19 protein-coding genes, 1 tRNA gene and 1 pseudogene are annotated in these 17,944 nt (G+C 68.6%); 10 read left to right on the top strand and 11 right to left on the bottom strand.

The window, feature by feature from the left end; all coding sequences use genetic code 11:
* Position 1 precedes the first annotated feature (1 nt).
* A pseudogene (locus tag IE660_RS16540) lies at positions 2-256 on the top strand (Gfo/Idh/MocA family oxidoreductase); the annotation flags it as partial.
* A gap of 201 nt (positions 257-457) precedes the next feature.
* Here the strand turns inward: IE660_RS16540 and IE660_RS04895 are convergent.
* From IE660_RS04895 to IE660_RS04885, 4 genes are all read right to left on the bottom strand, one after another.
* Complete coding sequence (locus IE660_RS04895) at positions 458-2,143, bottom strand: long-chain-fatty-acid--CoA ligase (RefSeq protein WP_203567213.1); 1,686 nt, start codon at positions 2,141-2,143, stop codon at positions 458-460.
* 84 nt (positions 2,144-2,227) lie between these two features.
* Positions 2,228-2,599, bottom strand: a complete 372-nt coding sequence (locus IE660_RS16120) for an aldo/keto reductase (RefSeq protein ID WP_203567212.1) — start codon at positions 2,597-2,599, stop codon at positions 2,228-2,230.
* Positions 2,600-2,660: 61 nt separating this feature from the next.
* On the bottom strand, positions 2,661-2,798 hold the full coding sequence (locus IE660_RS16535; RefSeq protein ID WP_407928997.1) for a hypothetical protein: 138 nt from the start codon (positions 2,796-2,798) through the stop codon (positions 2,661-2,663).
* Complete coding sequence (locus IE660_RS04885; protein ID WP_203567211.1) at positions 2,734-3,126, bottom strand: aldo/keto reductase; 393 nt, start codon at positions 3,124-3,126, stop codon at positions 2,734-2,736. The genes IE660_RS16535 and IE660_RS04885 overlap by 65 nt, the downstream gene beginning before the upstream one ends.
* Before the next feature lie 76 nt (positions 3,127-3,202).
* Here IE660_RS04885 and IE660_RS04880 point away from each other — a divergent pair, with 76 nt between their 5' ends.
* Complete coding sequence (locus IE660_RS04880; RefSeq protein WP_203567210.1) at positions 3,203-4,225, top strand: Gfo/Idh/MocA family protein; 1,023 nt, start codon at positions 3,203-3,205, stop codon at positions 4,223-4,225.
* Between the two features lie 268 nt (positions 4,226-4,493).
* Here IE660_RS04880 and IE660_RS16340 read toward each other — a convergent pair whose 3' ends face one another.
* Positions 4,494-5,138 carry a helix-turn-helix transcriptional regulator gene (locus IE660_RS16340; protein ID WP_203567209.1) on the bottom strand — a complete coding sequence of 215 codons (645 nt, stop codon included), beginning with the start codon at positions 5,136-5,138 and terminating at the stop codon, positions 4,494-4,496.
* Between the two features lie 124 nt (positions 5,139-5,262).
* Here IE660_RS16340 and IE660_RS04870 point away from each other — a divergent pair.
* The 6 genes from IE660_RS04870 to clpX all read left to right on the top strand — a co-directional run bounded on the left by IE660_RS04870 (position 5,263) and on the right by clpX (position 10,989).
* A tRNA-Gly gene (locus tag IE660_RS04870) sits at positions 5,263-5,333 on the top strand.
* A 103-nt stretch (positions 5,334-5,436) separates the two neighbouring features.
* Positions 5,437-6,900, top strand: a complete 1,464-nt coding sequence (tig, locus tag IE660_RS04865) for a trigger factor (protein ID WP_203567208.1) — start codon at positions 5,437-5,439, stop codon at positions 6,898-6,900.
* Between the two features lie 32 nt (positions 6,901-6,932).
* Complete coding sequence (locus IE660_RS04860; protein WP_203567207.1) at positions 6,933-8,237, top strand: AI-2E family transporter; 1,305 nt, start codon at positions 6,933-6,935, stop codon at positions 8,235-8,237.
* 123 nt (positions 8,238-8,360) lie between these two features.
* The gene (locus tag IE660_RS04855; RefSeq protein WP_203567405.1) at positions 8,361-8,927 is read left to right on the top strand and encodes an ATP-dependent Clp protease proteolytic subunit; all 567 of its coding nucleotides are present in this window, start codon (positions 8,361-8,363) and stop codon (positions 8,925-8,927) included.
* 11 nt (positions 8,928-8,938) lie between these two features.
* Positions 8,939-9,589 (top strand): ATP-dependent Clp protease proteolytic subunit, encoded by a 651-nt coding sequence (locus tag IE660_RS04850; protein WP_235997034.1) that lies wholly within the window; start codon positions 8,939-8,941, stop codon positions 9,587-9,589.
* 116 nt (positions 9,590-9,705) lie between these two features.
* Positions 9,706-10,989, top strand: a complete 1,284-nt coding sequence (gene clpX / locus IE660_RS04845) for an ATP-dependent Clp protease ATP-binding subunit ClpX (RefSeq protein WP_203567206.1) — start codon at positions 9,706-9,708, stop codon at positions 10,987-10,989.
* A 215-nt stretch (positions 10,990-11,204) separates the two neighbouring features.
* Here clpX and IE660_RS04840 read toward each other — a convergent pair whose 3' ends face one another.
* The 5 genes from IE660_RS04840 to IE660_RS04820 are packed head-to-tail and all read right to left on the bottom strand — an operon-like array spanning position 11,205 to position 15,755.
* Entirely contained in the window at positions 11,205-11,798 is a 594-nt protein-coding gene (locus IE660_RS04840) for an NADPH-dependent FMN reductase (protein ID WP_203567205.1), read from the bottom strand.
* 51 nt (positions 11,799-11,849) lie between these two features.
* Complete coding sequence (locus tag IE660_RS04835) at positions 11,850-12,815, bottom strand: ABC transporter ATP-binding protein (RefSeq protein ID WP_203567204.1); 966 nt, start codon at positions 12,813-12,815, stop codon at positions 11,850-11,852.
* A gap of 1 nt (position 12,816) precedes the next feature.
* A complete protein-coding gene (locus IE660_RS04830; protein WP_203567203.1) occupies positions 12,817-13,644 on the bottom strand; it encodes an ABC transporter permease in 828 nt (275 codons plus the stop codon).
* A complete protein-coding gene (locus IE660_RS04825; protein ID WP_203567202.1) occupies positions 13,637-14,434 on the bottom strand; it encodes an ABC transporter permease in 798 nt (265 codons plus the stop codon). The genes IE660_RS04830 and IE660_RS04825 overlap by 8 nt, the downstream gene beginning before the upstream one ends.
* A 58-nt stretch (positions 14,435-14,492) precedes the next feature.
* Complete coding sequence (locus tag IE660_RS04820; protein WP_203567201.1) at positions 14,493-15,755, bottom strand: PQQ-dependent sugar dehydrogenase; 1,263 nt, start codon at positions 15,753-15,755, stop codon at positions 14,493-14,495.
* Between the two features lie 75 nt (positions 15,756-15,830).
* Between IE660_RS04820 and IE660_RS04815 the strand changes: the two genes are divergently transcribed.
* Both IE660_RS04815 and IE660_RS04810 read left to right on the top strand, forming a co-directional pair.
* Positions 15,831-16,718, top strand: coding sequence for a transglutaminase-like domain-containing protein (locus IE660_RS04815; RefSeq protein ID WP_203567200.1), 888 nt, complete (start codon positions 15,831-15,833; stop codon positions 16,716-16,718).
* Positions 16,715-17,512, top strand: a complete 798-nt coding sequence (locus IE660_RS04810) for a nitrilase-related carbon-nitrogen hydrolase (protein ID WP_203567199.1) — start codon at positions 16,715-16,717, stop codon at positions 17,510-17,512. The genes IE660_RS04815 and IE660_RS04810 overlap by 4 nt, the downstream gene beginning before the upstream one ends.
* A gap of 1 nt (position 17,513) precedes the next feature.
* Here the strand turns inward: IE660_RS04810 and IE660_RS04805 are convergent, their stop codons facing one another.
* Positions 17,514-17,882 carry a hypothetical protein gene (locus IE660_RS04805; protein WP_203567198.1) on the bottom strand — a complete coding sequence of 123 codons (369 nt, stop codon included), beginning with the start codon at positions 17,880-17,882 and terminating at the stop codon, positions 17,514-17,516.
* Between the last annotated feature and the right edge of the window lie 62 nt (positions 17,883-17,944).

The following is a 17,944-nucleotide window of genomic DNA, read 5'->3' as shown; positions in this document are numbered from 1 at the left end:
GGTGAGCGGCGACCTCGACGTCCTGGTGGTCGGGCTGGGGTTCGGACGAGATTTCGTCCCGATCCACCAGGCCCATCCTGAGGTCGGGCGGGTGGGCGTGGTCGAACCGGATCGACAACTGCTGGACGAGGTGGGCGCCCAGTTCGGCATCACCGAGCGCTACGAAACCCTCGACGAGGCGCTCCAGGGCACCGCCTGGCAGGCCGTCCACGTGGTCAGCCCGGTCAGGTTCCACCACGACCAGGTGTTGGCGGTGCTGAACTCCGGGCGCCACTGCGCCTCGGCGGTGCCGATGGGCACCACCCTGGCCGACTCCGAGGTGCGCTGCACCGGCTCGGCCGAACTCAGCCCCGACCGGATCGGTGACCACGGCCACCTGGACCGCCCCGGGCATCTGCGCCCACGAGTCCGCGCTGCGTGGGGGAGAGGCCGTCGAGGTGCCCGACTACGGCGTGACCTACTGAGCGTGGCTCACCGTTGCCCGCACCTGGGCGCGCAGCACCTTGCCCAGCATCGACTTCGGCAGCGACTCCACGGCCACCACCTGACGCGGCACCTTGTAGCGGGCCAGCCCACCACGACAGAACTCGCGCAGCGCGGCCTCGTCCAACTCGACCCCTTCGCGCAACACCACCGCGGCCACCACGTCCTCACCGCCCTGGGGCGAGGGTCGTCCCACCACCGCGGCCTCGACCACGTCGGGGTGGGTGGTGAGCATCGCCTCGACCTCAGACGGTGAGACGTTGAAGCCGCCGGTGATCACCAACTCCTTGAGCCGGTCGACGATCGAGGTGAAGCCGTCGGCATCGACCACCACCACGTCGCCCGTACGCAGCCACCCGCCGGGCAGCAGCGTGCGCTCGGTCTCGTCGTCGTTGTGCCAGTAGCCGGCGAACACCTGCGGCCCCTTGAGCAGCAGTTCACCCGGCTGGCCCTGTTCGACGTCGCGAGTGGGGTCGTCGGGGTCGACCACCCGCATGTAGGTGGAGGGGAAGGGGATGCCGATCGTGCCGGTGCGTCGGCTCGGGTGGAACGGGTTGCCCAGTGCCACCGGTGACGACTCGGTCATGCCGTAGCCCTCGACCAGCAGCCCACCCGAGACCGACTCCCACAACTCGACGGTCTCGTCAGGCAGGTTCATCGCTCCCGAGATGCAGTACTTGGCGCTCGACAGGTCGATGCCGCGCTCCTTGGCGCGCTTGGCGGTCGACTCGTAGATCGGCGGCACCGCGCAGTAGATCGTGGGTGGGGTCTTCTTCGCCGCGTCGAGCACCATGTCGACGTCGAAGCGGGGGAAGATCACCAGCCGGGCCTGCTTGAGGATGCCGTAGGTGACGTAGAGCGTCAGCCCGAAGGCGTGGAACATCGGCAGGATCGCGTAGAACACCTCCTTGCCGTACTCGGCGCCGTGCATCCAGGCCTCGCCCTGCAGCGCGTTGGAGAGCAGGTTGCGGTGGGTGAGCATCGCGCCCTTGGCCTGCCCGGTGGTGCCCGAGGTGTACTGGATCGCGGCCAGGTCGTCGAGCTCGGGACGAGGGTGGTCGGCGGCGATCGCCGGCGCCGCCAGCAACTGCCTCCAAGCCATGGTGCCGGTGGTGGGCGTGGTCAGCGCCGCCTTCGTCCTGCGCAGCTTGGGCACCGGCAGCGACAGCGCGAGCCGCTTGACCAGCGGGAACTCGTCGAGCAGGTTGACCGCGACGATGGTCTGCACGGCCACGTCTGCGGGGAAGGCCTGCAGCTTCTCGACCGCGGAGTCCCAGCAGATCGCGACCCGGGCGCCGTGGCTCTCGAACAGGTGGCGCAGTTCACGCGAGGTGTAGAGCGGGTTGTGCTCGACCACCACCGCACCCAGCCGCAGGATCGCGTAGAAGGCGACCAGGTGCTGGGGGCAGTTCGGCAGCACGAGCGCCACCCGGTCACCGGCGTGCACCCCCAGACGGCGCAGGCCCTCGGCGGCCCGCTCGACCTGCCGGCCGAGGTCGGTGTAGCTGGTCGTGCGTCCGAAGAAGTCGGTGGCGACGCCGTCACCGGCAGCGATCACCGACCCTTCGAACATGTGCACCAGTGAGTCGGTGGGGGCGACGATGTCGGCGGGGACGCCGGGTTGGTAGTGGCGAAGCCAGGGACGTTCAGGGTTGGTCACGCCCCGATCGTCCCACGCGCCATCGTGACCGATGAGGCGGGGGCCGACCTGGCGTCGCGAGGTCGCCCCCACCTCGTCCGAGGGTCACATCTGGCTCATCAGGTGGGCCCTGGGGCTGTAGGGGGACTCGAGCCGGGTGATCTCGTCCTCTGTGAGTTCGAGGTCGAGCGCGGCGACCGCATCGGTCAGGTGGTGGGGCTTGGTCATGCCGACCAGCGGGGCGACGACCACCGGGTTCTTCATCACCCAGGCCAACGCCACCTGCGCCCGGCTGACGCCACGCGCGTCGGCGATGGCGGCGACCGCCTCGACGATCGCCTTGTCGGACGACTCGTCGTACAGCCCGCCCTGCATCTCGTCGGTGCCCGATCGGGTGGTCTCGGCATCCCAGGCACGGGTGAGCTTGCCGCGTGCCAGCGGGCTCCATGGCATCGCGGCCAGGCCGAGGGCAGCCATGGCCGGGTGGACCTCGCGCTCCTCCTCCGCTGGCAGTCAGTCGCGGTTGAGCGCGTCCAGTTCATCCGCAGTGAGCTCCAGCGACGCTGCGGCTGCCGAGTCGATGATCGACTCGGGTCGCTTCGCCCCCGGGATCAGCGTTCGAGAGCCCGACCATGCGCACCTTGCCCGAGTCGGCGATCTGCTTCAGGGTGCCGATGACCTCGCTGTAGGGCACCTTCGGGTCGGGTCGATGGTGCTGCCACAGGGCGATCTGCGGCCTTCGCGCCGTTGCGGTGGGCTGCGCCGTAGGCGTCGGCGGTGTCGAACAGGTTGACCCCGGCGTCGAGGGCGGCCCTGACCGTGGCCTCCAACTGGTCGCGGGGAACCTCGTCGGTCTGGGTCCAGGTCATCAGGCCGAGCCCGATGCGGAAGACGTCGGTGCGACCGACGGTGTCATTGCCAAGGAGTAGGTCTGCATGGTGCCTGTGCAGCAGAGCCCCGAGCTGCCGGCGGCCCAAGGTGTGCGTCTGCACCCGTTGGGTCACTGCAGGCGCCACAATGGTGCGCGCAGCCAAGCAGCGGACCAGCCGCCGATCGTCCACCCTCACGAAGGAGCCCGTCGTGACCGCACCCAACCTGATGATCGTCGGCGTCGGCGGCATGGCCCGCCACCACCTCGAGACCATGGTGAAGGTGGGCCAGACCAGTCCGGAACGCCAGCTCGGCCGGGTGGTCTTCGTCGACCCCGCCCAGGACTCGCTCGACAAGGGCCTCGCGATCTTCGCCAAGGCCGGTCTGCCCGCTCCGACGTGCTACCGCGACCTGTCCGAGGCGCTGGCTGACGACGATCTCGACGTCGAGCTGACCCTGATCGCCACCCCGCACAACCTGCACCACCCGTTGGCCGTCGACTGCCTGCGCGCCGGCATCGACGTGTGGCTCGAGAAGCCGATGGTGTGCAGCGTCACCGAGGCCGAGGACCTGATCAAGGTGCGCGACGAGACCGGACGACTGCTGATCGTGTCGTTCAACGGCTCGCTGTCGCCCCGCGTTCGCAAGGCCCGCGAGATCATCGACTCCGGCGCGATCGGAGAGGTGACCGCGATCCACGCCTCGGTCTGGCAGGGCTGGAAGACCGAGCAGACGGGAACCTGGCGCACCGACCCGGTGCAGTCCGGCGGCGGGTTCATGTTCGACACCGGCGCCCACCTGCTCAACACCGTCTGCGACCTGGCGGGAGCGGACTTCACCAAGGTCAGTGCCTGGCTCGAGGAGTCGGGCCTGCCGGTCGACGTGCTCGGCTCGATCAGCGCCCGCACCACCGCCGGGACGATGGTCACGCTGGCCGGCTGTGGTGACACCATCCGCACCTGTGAGTCAGACGTCAAGGTCTTCGGGACGAAGGGACTGCTGGTCACCGGGGTGTGGGGTGAGCGGTTGCTGATGCAGACCGACCCCAAGGTGGCACCGACCGAGGTCGACGTGCCGAAGTCGGCCGGGCCCTGGGACATCGTGCTCGACGTGCGCGACGGCCTGCTGCCCAACCCCTCACCGGCCGAACTCGGCCTGCGGATGGCCCACCTGTGGGACATGGTCAAGGCCTCCGCCGCCCAGGACGGACGGCCCGTCAGTCCTGCGACCTGACGGGCCGGGACACGCCGCTGTCAGGGTGAGTCCTCGCCGGGGTGTGCATCTACGCCGGCGACATGTAGCGGATGGCTCCCTTCTACCCGCGACGTGTCGGGGGCTGCCTACCGACTGGGACGGCGGGCACCTCGCCGCGTTCGAGACCGGCGGTGGCGAGTTGTCGCTGTTCGTGCAGAGCCGGGGCGAATTGGTCAAGGCGATCGGCGAGCAGTGCCCGACCATGGTCGCACTGAGCGTCAGTCGCCCGGCCGGGTGGGCGTGAAGCTCAGCGCTCGGCGGCCTTGGCGAAGCCGTGCTCGATGCCCCACTTCACGGCCTGGCTGCGTCGGGTCACGCCGATCTTGGCGTAGGTCGAGCGAATGTAGGACTTGATCGAGTTGCCGCTGAGGTAGAGCCGCTCCGAGATCTCCTTGTTGGTGTGGCCGGCGACCACCAGGGCCAGCAGTTCGGCCTCGCGGTTCGACAGACCCTCGACCCGGCCGGGCCAGTCACCGCCGACCTGCTCGATCTCGTCGTCGGTGTGGGGGGCGAGCACCTTCTCGCCGCGGTGGATGCGCACCAGCGCATCGACCAGGTCACGGGCGGGCAGGCCCTTCGACAGGTAGCCCGACACGCCGAGCGCTGCAGCGGTCTGCACCGCCTCGGTACTCATCCGCCAGGTGTAGACGGCGACCTTGCCGATCAGGCGGTTGCGGCACAGGGCAGCGATCGCGTCCGGTGGGGGAGCCAGCGGCCCGAACGAGTCGTAGAGCGCAATGTCGACCTCGGTGTCGACCGTCGGCTGATCCTGCAGGTCGACCACGCGCACCTGTTGGGCGTAGTGGACGAACATGGCAGCAAGGCCCTTGACCACGAGCTCGTGGTCATTGACCAGGGCCACGCGCAGTGGCCTCCCCAGACGCTTGTGCACGAACTGATTGTAGGGCTCGGTCCACGCCTGGGCCGACAGGGAGTCGACGTGTGATTCGTTCCCGTGGCGACCGCGCCGCTATGCTGGTGCGCGCTGACCACGGCCAATGCCGAGGTGGCTCCACGCGGATGTAGCTCAATGGTAGAGCCCTAGTCTTCCAAACTAGCTACGCGGGTTCGATTCCCGTCATCCGCTCTGTGTTGGTGGGGCGGCGCCCCGCCCCGCTAGGATTGCCGAGCGTGTGCGCTGCGGCCCAAGCCGGTGCGCACCAGTTCCCGTGACCCAGGAGAAGAAACTCGTGCCCAGCACCGTTGAGAAGCTCAGCCCCACTCGGGCCAAGCTGACCGTCGAGATCCCGTTCCACACCCTCCAGCCGCATCTGGACCAGGCGTACAAGAGCATCGCCGAGCAGGTGACCATCCCCGGCTTCCGCAAGGGCAAGGTGCCCCCGAACGTGATCGACGTCCGGTTCGGACGCGGAGTCGTCCTGCAGGAGGCGATCAACGCCGCCCTGCCTGACGCCTACCAGCGGGCCCTCAATGAGCACCAGATCAGCGTGCTGGGTCAGCCCGAGGTCGAGGTCACCAAGCTCGAGGACGGCGACGTGGTCGAGTTCACCGCCGAGGTTGACGTGCGTCCCGAGTTCGACCTGCCCGACACCTCCGACATCGCGGTCGAGGTCGACCCGGTCGAGGTCAACGACGAGCAGGTCGAGGAGCGGGTCAACCTGCTGCGGCAGCGCTTCGCCACCACCAACGAGGTCGACCGTGCGGCCGCCGATGGCGACGTCGTCGTCGTCGACCTCAAGGGCAGCCTCGACGGCGAGCCGCTGGAGGACGCCACCGCCGAGGGCATCACCTACCAGATCGGCAACGGCGGCATGCTCGACGGTCTGGACGAGGCCGTCGTCGGCCTCAAGTCAGGGGAGTCGAAGCAGTTCCGTTCCACCCTGGTGGGCGGCGCGCTCAAGGGCACCGAGTGCGACATCGAGGTCACCCTGCAGAAGGTCTCGGAGCAGGAACTGCCCGAGGTCGACGACGAGTTCGCCCAGATGGTCTCGGAGTTCGACACCGTCGACCAGATGCGCGCCGACCTGCGTGACGGCCTGACCCGGATGGCCCGGCTCGACCAGGCCACCAGCGCCCGCGACAAGGTGCTCGAGGCGATCATCGCCAAGACCGAGATCCCGCTGCCCGAGGCCCTCGCCGCAGCCGAGCTCGACGCCCGCCGCTCGCAGGTGAACGCCCAGCTCGCCCAGGCCGGCCTGACCCTGGAGCAGTACCTGGCCGACTCCGACGAGGAGACCGATGACGAAGAGGGCTTCTGGGCCGACATCGAGAACCGGACCTTCGACGCGCTCAAGGCCCAGCTGCTGCTGGACAAGTACGCCGACGAGAACGACATCGGCGTCGAGCAGGCCGAGCTGTCGCAGCTGATCGTCCGCAAGGCCGCCCAGGCCGGCACCTCGCCGGAGCAGGAGGCCCAGCACATGATGGAGCACAACCACCTGCCCGAGTGGATGCAGGAGGTGCGTCGCACCAAGGCCCTGGGTGCCCTGGTCGAGAACGCCAAGGTCACCGACACCGCCGGAGCGTCGGTCGACCTGTCGGCGATCAACCCCGACGGCACCATCAAGGAGGTCGAGGAGGGCGCCGACGAGCCCGCAGCCGAGGAGGCTCCCGCTGATGAGGCCAAGCCCAAGGCCAAGCGCTCGTCCAAGAAGAAGGCTGCCGAGAAGTCCGACGAGGACGCCGAGGCCTGAGCCAACCCCCTCGAGCACGAGAGACAGACACGATGGCCCCCTCCCTGCGCGAGCGGCTCGGTGCGCTGATCCGGTCACGACGACCAGACCCCAGCCCCACCGACCAACCGCCCGAGGAGGGGGCCTCGTCCGTCTCGCCGGAACTGGTGGACGCGACCGACGACGCCCGAGCCGCGCGCCGGGCCGAGCCCGTCGTGGCGGAGCAGGAGCAGCCAGAAGTCGCTGAGGTCGTCGCGCCCGACACACCGGTCGTGCAGCCGCCGTCGTCAGCGGCCTCGGGGTTCATGACCCCCAGGTTCCTGATGGTCGTGGTCGGCATCGCCGCCATGGGACTGTCGCTGACCTTCATCCGCGAACTGGCCAGCGTGATCGCGCCGCTGTTCTTCGGGCTGAACCTGATGATCACGGTGCACCCCGTCTACCGCTGGCTTCGCCGCAAGCGCATCCCGGCAGGCATCGCCTCGACGGTCGCCGGTCTGATCGTGTTCGCCGTGCTGACCGGGTTCATCCTCGGGTTGTCGTACTCGGTGACCGCGATGGTGAACTACCTGCCCCGCTACACCGACCAGTTCACCTCGCTCTACGTGCGCACCATCGAGTCGCTGTCCCGGCTGGGCTTCAGTGAGGACATGCTGCTCGACCGGCTCAAGGGCATCGACCCGCAGAGCCTGGTCGGGGTGCTCACCTCGGTGCTGTCGGAGACCCGCGGCATCGCCTCGCTGCTGCTGGTGCTGGTGACCGCACTGATCTTCATGGTGATGGACACCCCTGGCTTCGAGGAGCGGATGGCGATCGCCCGGTCGAGCCACGGTGTGTTCATCGGCGCCCTGGAGCACTTTGCCACCGGCATCCGCAAGTACTGGGTGGTCACCACCATCTTCGGCCTGATCGTCGCCATCCTCGACCTGGCCGTGCTGATCGGCCTGGGGGTGCCGCTGGCGCTGATCTGGGCGCTGTTCAGCTTCCTGACCAACTACATCCCCAACATCGGCTTCGTCATCGGTGTCATCCCGCCGGCGCTGCTGGCCCTGTTCGAGAAGGGCCCCAAGACCGCGATCGCGGTGCTGGTGGCCTACTCGGTGCTCAACTTCGTCGTGCAGTCGATCATCCAGCCGAAGTTCGCCGGAGACGCGGTCGGGCTCAGCCCCACCCTGTCGTTCATCTCGCTGCTGCTGTGGACCTCGATCCTCGGTGCGCTCGGTGCGCTGCTGGCGCTGCCCAGCTCGCTGCTCGTCAAGGCTTTGCTGATCGACGCCGACCCCCGGGCGCGCTGGGTGAACGCGCTGATCTCGTCCAGACCAGCAGACGCCATCGCGGTCGAACCCGACAGACGCTGAGGCTGTCGTCCCTCAGCGAACGCACCGCGGGCCCACTCCGGTTTCACCTCGTGGGTTGGTAGGTTCGACTGCGTGAACCACGATCAGACCATTCGCGCCGCTGCGGGCGCGTCCGGCTTGGGCATGAACGACAACGTCTACCAGGCGCTGCTCGCCAACCGGATCATCTTCCTTGGCTCCGAGGTGCGCGACGAGAACGCCAACGCGATCTGCGCCCAGATGCTGCTGCTCAACGCCGAGGATCCCCACAAGGACATCTACCTCTACATCAACTCCCCGGGCGGCTCGGTCGACTCCGGCATGGCGATCTTCGACACCATGCAGTGGATCAGCAACGACGTGGCCACGGTGGCGATGGGCCTGGCGGCCTCGATGGGGCAGTTCCTGCTGTCGGCCGGCACGCCGGGCAAGCGGTTCGCGCTGCCGCACAGCCGGATCATGATGCACCAGCCCTCGGGCGGCCTGGGTGGCACCGCCTCCGACATCCGCATCCAGGCCGAGCAGTCGCTGCACATCAAGCGGACGATGGCCAGCCTGATCGCCCAGCACACCGGCCAGTCGATCGAGCAGATCGAGGCCGACTCCGACCGTGACCGCTGGTTCACCGCCGAACAGGCCCTCGAGTACGGGTTCATCGACCACGTCTACGAGCGCGCCAGCCAGATCAAGACCGACGCACCGAACCAGTGAGGCCGAGCCAGATGACCCAGAACTTCGCCCTGCCCGGCGGACTCGCCCCGGCCAGCCCGTCGATGGACTACTACATCCCGCAGTGGGAGGAGCGCACCAGCTACGGCATGCGTCGCGTCGATCCCTACACCAAGCTGTTCGAGGACCGGATCATCTTCCTGGGCACCCCGATCAGCGACGACATCGCCAACGCCGTGATGGCCCAACTGCTGTGCCTGCAGTCGATGGACCCCGAGCGTCCGATCTCGATCTACCTCAACTCGCCCGGTGGCTCGTTCACCGCGCTGACCGCGATCTACGACACGATGCGCTACATCAAGCCCGACGTGCAGACCGTGTGCCTGGGCCAGGCCGCCTCGGCTGCCGCGGTGCTGCTGGCCGCCGGCACCAAGGGCCGCCGGCTCGCCCTGCCGAACTCGCGGATCCTGATCCACCAGCCGGCCACCGAGGGCGGCTACGGGCAGAGCTCCGACCTGGAGATCCAGGCCAAGGAGATCATGCGGATCCGTTCGCTGATGGAGCAGATGCTGGCCGAGAACACCGGTCAGGACCTCGAGAAGGTCAGCAAGGACATCGAGCGTGACAAGTACCTCACGGCCGAGGAGGCCAAGGAGTACGGGATCATCGACGACATCCTGACCTCGCTGAAGGATCTCGACTGACGACACGCTGGGGGCAACTCCGGTAAGCGCCTTGTCTGGCTCCCGTGCCGGGCTAGGGTGGGTCGAATACATGGCGGACGAGGCATCGTCCGAACGCCCGGGAGAGGAGGGTGGCGATGGCACGCATCGGAGAGAGCGGCGACCTGTTCAAGTGCTCGTTCTGTGGCAAGAGCCAGAAGCAGGTCAAGAAGCTGATCGCCGGCCCGGGCGTCTACATCTGTGACGAGTGCATCGACCTGTGCAACGAGATCATCGAGGAGGAGTTCTCGGAGACCACCGACGTCGGTCTGCTGGACGAACTGCCCAAGCCGCGGGAGATCCGCACCTTCCTCGACTCCTATGTGATCGGCCAGGAGGCGGCCAAGAAGACCCTCGCGGTCGCCGTCTACAACCACTACAAGCGGGTGCAGGCCCAGGCGGCCAGCCCGGCCCGGCGCGCCGAGGACGACGGGGTCGAACTCGGCAAGTCGAACATCCTGCTGATCGGCCCCACCGGTTGCGGCAAGACCTACCTCGCCCAGACCCTGGCCAAGATGCTCAACGTGCCGTTCGCGATGGCTGATGCGACTGCGTTGACCGAGGCTGGCTACGTCGGTGAGGACGTCGAGAACATCCTGCTGAAGTTGATCCAGGCCGCGGACTTCGACGTCAAGAAGGCCGAGACCGGCATCATCTACATCGACGAGATCGACAAGGTCGCCCGCAAGAGTGAGAACCCCTCGATCACCCGCGACGTCTCGGGCGAGGGCGTGCAGCAGGCGCTGCTGAAGATCCTCGAGGGAACGACCGCCTCGGTGCCCCCTCAGGGTGGGCGCAAGCACCCCCATCAGGAGTTCCTGCAGATCGACACCACCAACGTGCTGTTCATCGTCGGGGGGGCCTTCGCCGGCCTCGAGCACATCATCGGCCAGCGGGTTGGCAAGCGTCCGCTGGGCTTCAACAACGACGAGGCGGTGCGCAGGTCGACCAACGACGACCTGTTCGCCCAGGTCAGCCCCGAAGACCTGCACTCGTTCGGCCTGATTCCGGAGTTCATCGGCCGGTTGCCGATGATCAGTTCGGTCAGCCCGCTCGACAAGGACGCCCTGGTGCGCATCCTGGTCGAGCCGCGCAACGCGTTGGTCAAGCAGTTCCGCAAGCTGTTCGAACTCGACGGCGTGCAGTTGGAGCTCACCGACGACGCCATCGACGCGGTCGCCGACAGGGCCCTCACCCGCGGCACCGGCGCCCGTGGCCTGCGCGCCATCCTCGAGGAGACCCTGCTCGAGGTGATGTACGACGTGCCCAGCCTTGAGGATGTGGCCGGCGTCGTGGTCACCGGGGCCGTCGTCCGTGGTGAGGACGAGCCCGAGTTCCTGCCCCGGGCGAAGCTGGCCCCGCGTGGCGAACTCTCCGCCTGAGCCCTCTTCGGCGTCGATCGAGTAGCGAGTTGCCCGTTGGGGCCCCATGTTGATCGAGTAGCGGCGAGGTACGAGCCGCGTGTCGAGATCGGCCCCCTCGAACCCTTCTCGCGCCCTTCCCCCGCACCAAATTCGAGTTCCCGCACCCAACGTGGGTGCGGGAACTCGATTGTGGTGCAGGGGAAGCCCCGGGCCGGGCAGGGCGAGAGGGCGCCTCAGGACTCGTCCAGCTCCTTGAGCGCCTCTTTGCGGGCCGGGGCGAGCAGCTCACTCAGGGTGACCAACTCGTCCAGCAGCCCTGCGGCCGCCTTGTCGTTGTCCTCGGTGTTGGCGAACACCCCGTCCTTCACCTTCGGCGGGGCACTGGCCAGGGCCACCGCTGCACCCGCGCTGACCATGCCGACGGTCGAGGTGACGTTCTTGGCGTGCTGCACCGACCGCATGCCACCCGAGGCGCCGCCGTACGACACCCAGCCCACGGCCAGCTTCGACCACTCGACGTAGAGGAAGTCGACGGCGTTGATCAGGGTCGCCGGCGCAGAGAAGTTGTACTCCGGCGTGACGAACACGACAGCGTCGGCGGCGGCCACGGTCGCACTCCACTGCTTGGTGTGGTCCTTGGTGTAGTTGTGCATCCGCGGGTGGTTGGGCTCGTCCAGGAAGGGCAGGTTGATCGTCGCGAGGTCGGCGACGGCCACCTTGAAGCTGCCGTGGGCCTCGGCCTGCTCGATGAACCAGTCACCAATGGCCCGACCGACACGGCCGGGGCGGGTGCTGCAGATGACGACGAGGAGCGTGGGTAGGGGCATGCAGTCGACGTTAGCGGCGTCGAGCCGGTCGTCGCCAAGTGCGAGCCGCTTCTACCCCCGTCGGTAGATGTGGCGCACCAGGTCTTCGATGGCGGGCTCCTCGATCGACAGGTCGCGCACCTCGGCGCGGGCCTGCACCGCCGACAGCACCTGGGCGGCAGACACACCGCGCTCGAAGCGAAGGTTGAGCCGCAGGCCGTCTGCCTCGGTGTCGATCAGTTCGACCCCGCGAGGCAGGACGAGCCCGTCGGCGGGGGTGTCGAGGTCGATGGTCATCATCCGCCGGGCCCCGGTGAGCTCAGCCAACTGGGCCTCGGTGCCGTCGAAGGCGAGCTTGCCGTGGTCGATGATCACCATCCGGTCGCACAGCCGCTGCACGTCGCCCAGGTCGTGGGTGGTGAGCAGGATGGTCGTCCCGCGGGTTCGGCGTTCCTCGTCGAGGTGGCGGCGCAGGTTCTCCTTGCTGATCATGTCGAGCCCGATGGTCGGTTCGTCCAGGATCACCAACTCAGGCGAGTGCAGCAGGGCGGCCGCCACCTCGCCGCGCATCCGCTGGCCCAGAGACAGCTGGCGCACCGGAGTGTCGAGGAACCCCTCCAGTTCGAGGCCGGCCACCAGTTCGTCCCAGCGGGGACGCCAGACCGAACCCGGTAGCCGGTGCATCGCCGCCAGGATCGGGTAGGTCTCCTTCAACGGCAGGTCCCACCACAGCTGTGACCGCTGCCCGAACACCACCCCGATCCGGCGAGTCAGGTGGCGCCGCTCGGGCACCGGGTCATGGCCCAGCACGCGCACCGAGCCGCGGGTCGGCACCAGGATGCCCGACAGCATCTTGATCGTGGTCGACTTGCCCGAGCCGTTGGCGCCCAGGTAGCCGACCGCCTCGCCGGCGGTGATCACCAGGTCGAGGTCGACCAGGGCCGGCACCACCCGACGGGTACGACGCACCAGTCCACCTTCGTGGACGATGTAGTCGCGGCTGAGTCCGCGGGCCTCGACAACGTGGTTCGACGCCATGTCAGCCTCCTGCCCCGGTGTAGTGACGAAGGCCGGCGCGCCACCAGATGGTGGCCGCCCCGAGCGCCAGCAGCCCTGCGGGCACACCGAACCAGCCCAGCCAGGACGGCGTCCCTGCCGGTGTGTCGATGCCGAGGATCCAGGCCATCGGCAGCCAGGCGGTGAACAACGCCGGCGCGACGAAGGTGAAGAACACCCGGATCGGGGTGAACAGCGCACCGCCGGGCACGCCTCCGGCGTACTTGCCACCGTAGGTGATCGCGTTGGCCGCCTGCCGCGCGCCGACCACGATCATCTGGAACCCGCCGGCGCCCATCAGGAAGCTGAAGTAGACCAGGGCACCGCCGAGTGGGGCCAGCACGGCCAGCAGGACCTTGGCCGCCGTCCAGTCGATGCCGACCAGTGCCAGACCGAGCGGGTAGCCGACCAGACCGACCACCACGCGTCCGATCCGCCGCAGTTGCAGCTCCTGGGTGATCATCTGCACCAGCAGGCTGGTGGGGCGCACGAGAAGCGCCTCGAGGCGACCCTCGCGCACCAGTGCCTCGGTGGCGTCGAGGGAGCCTCCAGTGAGGTCGGCGATCGCGAAGCCCAGGTTGGCGCAGAAGTAGACCAGGGCCACTTCGGCCAGACTGAAGCCGCCGAGCGCCGGTGCATGGGTCAGCAGCACCCACAGCTCGAGGAACTCGGTGAGGATCAAGAACCCCTGGGTGGCCATCTCGGCGATCATCGAGCCGCGGTAGACCATCTGCGAGCGCCACCTGGACGCCAGCAGGGTGGCCATCATCCGAAGCCAGCTCACCGGACGGTCCTGTGCGAGTTCAGCCACCCTGCACCTCCAGCTTGCGTCCGCCTCGGCGAAGCACCAACGCCGCCAGCGCCAGCAGGGTCAGTGCCCAGGCCAGTTGCTCGGCGAGCAGGACGAGCCGTCGTCCGTCGGCCAGCCCGGTGAGCAGGTCGATCGGGGTCTGGAACATGTGCCGGAAGGGGGAGTGGTCGATCACGCCTCGGGCCCAGGTCGGGAACCACTGCACGGGGATCAGCAAACCCGAGAACAGGTTGGCCACCACCATCATGGCCACCAGGTACCCGCGCACCTCGACCACCCACAGGGCGAGCAGCCCGACCAACAGCCACGCGGTGTGGCTGAGCACGACCGCCACCAGCAGGGCCCACAGGAACAGCAGGTACGACAGCGGCTCGGTGGGTAGCCGCAGGCCGGTCAGCAGGGCTCCGACGACCAGCATCGGGACGAACCTGGGCAACACCTGGGACGCGGCGCGACCCACCTCCTGGGCGGTCCACTGGAGCAGCGGGTGCACCGGGCGCAGCAGGTCGGTGACCAGGTCACCCTGCTTGACCCGGTTGTTCATCTCCCACCCGGATCCGCCCCACAGGTCGATCGGGCCGAGCAGGGCCTGGCCGATCCAGACATAGGTGATGGCGGTGAGCCGGTCGTACCCGGCGACGGGTGCGCCGGCCGCCTCGATGGTGGCCACCAGCAGCGACGCTCGGATCATGCCGAACATGATGTTGGCGACCATCGCCGCCAGGATGCCCATGCGGTAACGGGAGTGGCGCCGGAAGCCTCCGGCTGTCAGCTCCCAGGTCGCACGCACAATGGACGAGCCTACGCCAAGCGCTTCACGCCGCCCCAACCAGCGTCAGCAGTCGTCCTCAGGCCGGCACGATCTGCAGCAACTTGCCGCTGCCGCCGTCGGTGAGCAGCCACAGCGTGCCGTCGGGCCCCTGCTCGACCTCGCGGATTCGGGTGCCCATGTCCCACTGGTCGCCCTTGGTGGCGTTGGTGCCATCGAGGTCGACGCGCAGCAGGGCCTGACCCGACAGCGCCGGGATGAAGGCGTCGCCCTTCCAGTCGGCGAACACGTCACCGTTGTAGACGGTCAGCCCGCCGGGAGAGATCGAGGGCGTCCACCACACCTTGGGTGCCTCGAAGCCGTCACCGTCGGCGTGGTCAGGGATCTCGGCGCCGCCGTAGTGGGAGCCGTTCGACGCCTTGGGCCAGCCGTAGTTCTTGCCCTCGACGATCAGGTTGACCTCGTCCCCACCCTCGGGGCCCATCTCGGACGACCACAGGTTGCCGTCGGCGTCGAAGGCGATCCCCAGCGGGTTGCGGTGGCCGTAGGTCCAGATCTGGGCCGAGACCCCGCCCCGGTCGGCGAACGGGTTGCCGTCGGCGGGCGTCCCGTCGAGCTTGAGCCTGAGCACCTTGCCCAGGGCCACGTTCAGGTCCTGCGCCGGGTCCATCTTCTGCCGGTCGCCGGAGGTGACGAACAGGTACTGCCCGTCAGGGCTGAACGCCATCCGGTGGGAGAAGTGGCCGTTGCCGCTGACCTTGGGGTCCTGGCGCCAGATCACGCTCAGGTCGTCGAGCCTGGCCGAGCCACCGTCGACGACCAGGGTCGCTCGTCCGATCACCGCACCGTTGCCGCCGTCGCCGGATTCGACCCAGCTCAGGTAGACCACGTTGTCGTCGGCGAAGGTCGGGGCCAGCACCACATCGCCCAGTCCGCCCTGACCTGCGTCGACCACATCGGGCACGCCCTCGACCTCGACCACGTCGCCCGAGGACTGGTCGCGGAGCAGCAGTTCGCCCGACTTCTGCGTGATCAGCAGCTTGCCGTCGGGCAGGAAGGTCATCGCCCACGGGCTTGAGAACTCAGCCACCTCACGCACCGCGAATGCTCCGCTGGAGTGGGGGTCGCCGGTGGGCAGCGCCGCCGACGTGGCCGAACTGGCAGGCGACGAGGCGGGGTCGCTGCTGGCGCTGGTGGCCGGAGCGGCGCTGCTGGCTGCCGTGGTGGCGCTGCTGCTGGGTGCGCTCCCGGCACCGGTGGGGCCCGCGTCGTCGGCAGGGGCGGAGCAGGCAACCAGTACGACGGCGGTCGCAGCTGCGGCGAGGCTGGAGAGTCGTCTCATGTGTCGACGTTACTCGCGCGCGCTGAGGACCCACCCTTACTGGCGTAGAGGCCGGAATTCGGCCACGCTTGCGTCATGGACCATCGCGCACACTCCGCCTACTCCGACCCCGGGCGTCACTCCGGCCTGGTCGACGCGCTCGACCCGTCGCCCGAAGCGCTGTCGCAGCTGTGCCGGCGCCTGATCGGGCACTACCGGGCGCACGAGGACGAGTTGCCGCGCGAGACGATCGGCGACATCCACTCCCGCTGGCTCGATGTGATCCTTGACCGCGCCGTCGAGCGGCAGGCAGGACCCCTGGATGCCGAGCGTGCGCCGTCGGATCGGGTGCAGGGCTGCTGCCGCGACCATGCCCTGCTGGCCGTGGGAGTGCTGCGCCACCACATGGTGCCCGCTCGCAGCCGGGTCGGGTTCACCAACTACTTCGACCCGACCTGGCACCACGACCACGTCGTGCCCGAGTACCACGACGGCACCCGGTGGATCAGGTTCGAGCCGATGCTCGACGTCGGCGACCTGGTGCCTGACCCGCTCGATCTGCGCCAGGACGTTGACCCTGCGACTGACATCGGTTTCGCGACTGCGGCCCAGGTCTGGCTCGCCCATCGCGACCACGGCCTCGACCTGTCGACCTTCGGGGTGGCCAAGGAGGCGCCCGAAGTCGGTGGGGTCTGGTTCGTCCGCGAGTACGTGATCTTCGAGGTCGCCCACCGCTACGGGGACGAACTGCTGCTGTGGGAATCATGGGGCGCGATGGAGGGTCCGAACGCATCGTCCGACACCGACGACCTGGTCGACCGGGTGGCGCGGCTGTTGGTGGCCGCCGACGCTGGGGACGAGGCCGCCGAGGCCGAACTCGACCAGCTGTACCGCACCGACGACCGGTTGCACCCGGGCAGTGAGGTCTTCCGGATCGATCCGACCGGGGGTCCGGCGGTCACCGAGAGCTTGGTGCGCCCGTGACGCGGACGTTGAGCGTCGCCGCGCTGCAGTGGCGGACGACCGACGACCCCACCGTCAACCTGGCCGCACTCACCGCGCGTGCCAGGGTGGCCGTCGATCAGGGCGCGCAGATCGCCGTCGCTCCCGAAGCGGCGCTGGCCTGCTACGGCAGTGACCTTCGCGCACTCGCCCAACCCCTCGACGGACCCTTCGTCACCGGGCTGCGGGAGCTGGCCTCCGACCTGGGCACCTGGCTGGTGGCGGGCACGTTCGTCCCAGCTGGCGATCGGGTGCGCAACACCGCGGTGCTGACCAACGGTGACGCCCTGCACCACTACGCCAAGATCCACCTCTACGACGCCTTCGGGGCTCGTGAGTCCGATCTGGTCGAGCCGGGTACCGATCTCGTCCACGCCGACCTGCCGCTGGCCGGGGGAGTGCGGGTCGGGTTGGCGATCTGTTACGACCTGCGGTTCGCCGACCAGTTCACTGCGTTCGGACGAGCCGGCTGCGCACTGGTCTGTGTGCCGACGGCCTGGGGCGTGGGACCGGGCAAGATCGAGCAGTTGCAGGTGCTGACCCGGGCCAGGGCGATGGATGCTCAGTCGTTCGTGGTGGTGGCCGACCAGTCCGGCGGCCCGCAACCCACCGCCGACCCTCTGGGAGTGGGCCACAGTGCGGTCACTGGGCCGCTGGGCGAGGTGGTGGGTGAGTTGGACGACCAGCCGGGCGTGCTGGTGCGCGCCATCGACCTCGGTGAGGTGGACGAGGTGCGTGCCCGCGTCCCGATCGGTGTGCCGCCGGTCGGAAGCTGACTCAGCGCGGCTTGCGGCTCCAGTTGTAGGCGGCGTTGATGCCCAGGATCGTGGGCAGGATCAGCCACATCATCCACGGCGCGGGGGAGTGCAGCACGATCGCGGTGATCGGGATCAGCATCACCACCGACACCAGGGCCACCACCATGCCCAGGGCATTGGTCGGGGCAGGTGTCGGCGCCTCGGGACGCACCGCCAACTGGCGCCGGATCTCGTCGGTGACCTGGCTGGCGAAGGAGTCGACCAGGGCCGGCTCCATCTGGCTGCCCAACTCCTGGCGGGTGGCCAGCACCGATTCGTAGTCGGTGCGCCCGGGCAGCCCGCCTGGGCCGGGTGGGTTCTGGCTCGAGGGCGCGGTCGGCTGGCTCATGGCTGCCAGCCTAGGTCGGCCAGTGCGCGACGTGAACCCTGAAAAGTCCCGGATCCCGCCGG

It is taken from the genome of Aestuariimicrobium ganziense, from assembly GCF_015352975.1.
Classification (GTDB): Bacteria; Actinomycetota; Actinomycetes; order Propionibacteriales; family Propionibacteriaceae; genus Aestuariimicrobium; species Aestuariimicrobium ganziense.
This window is presented reverse-complemented; position numbering and strand designations above follow the sequence as displayed.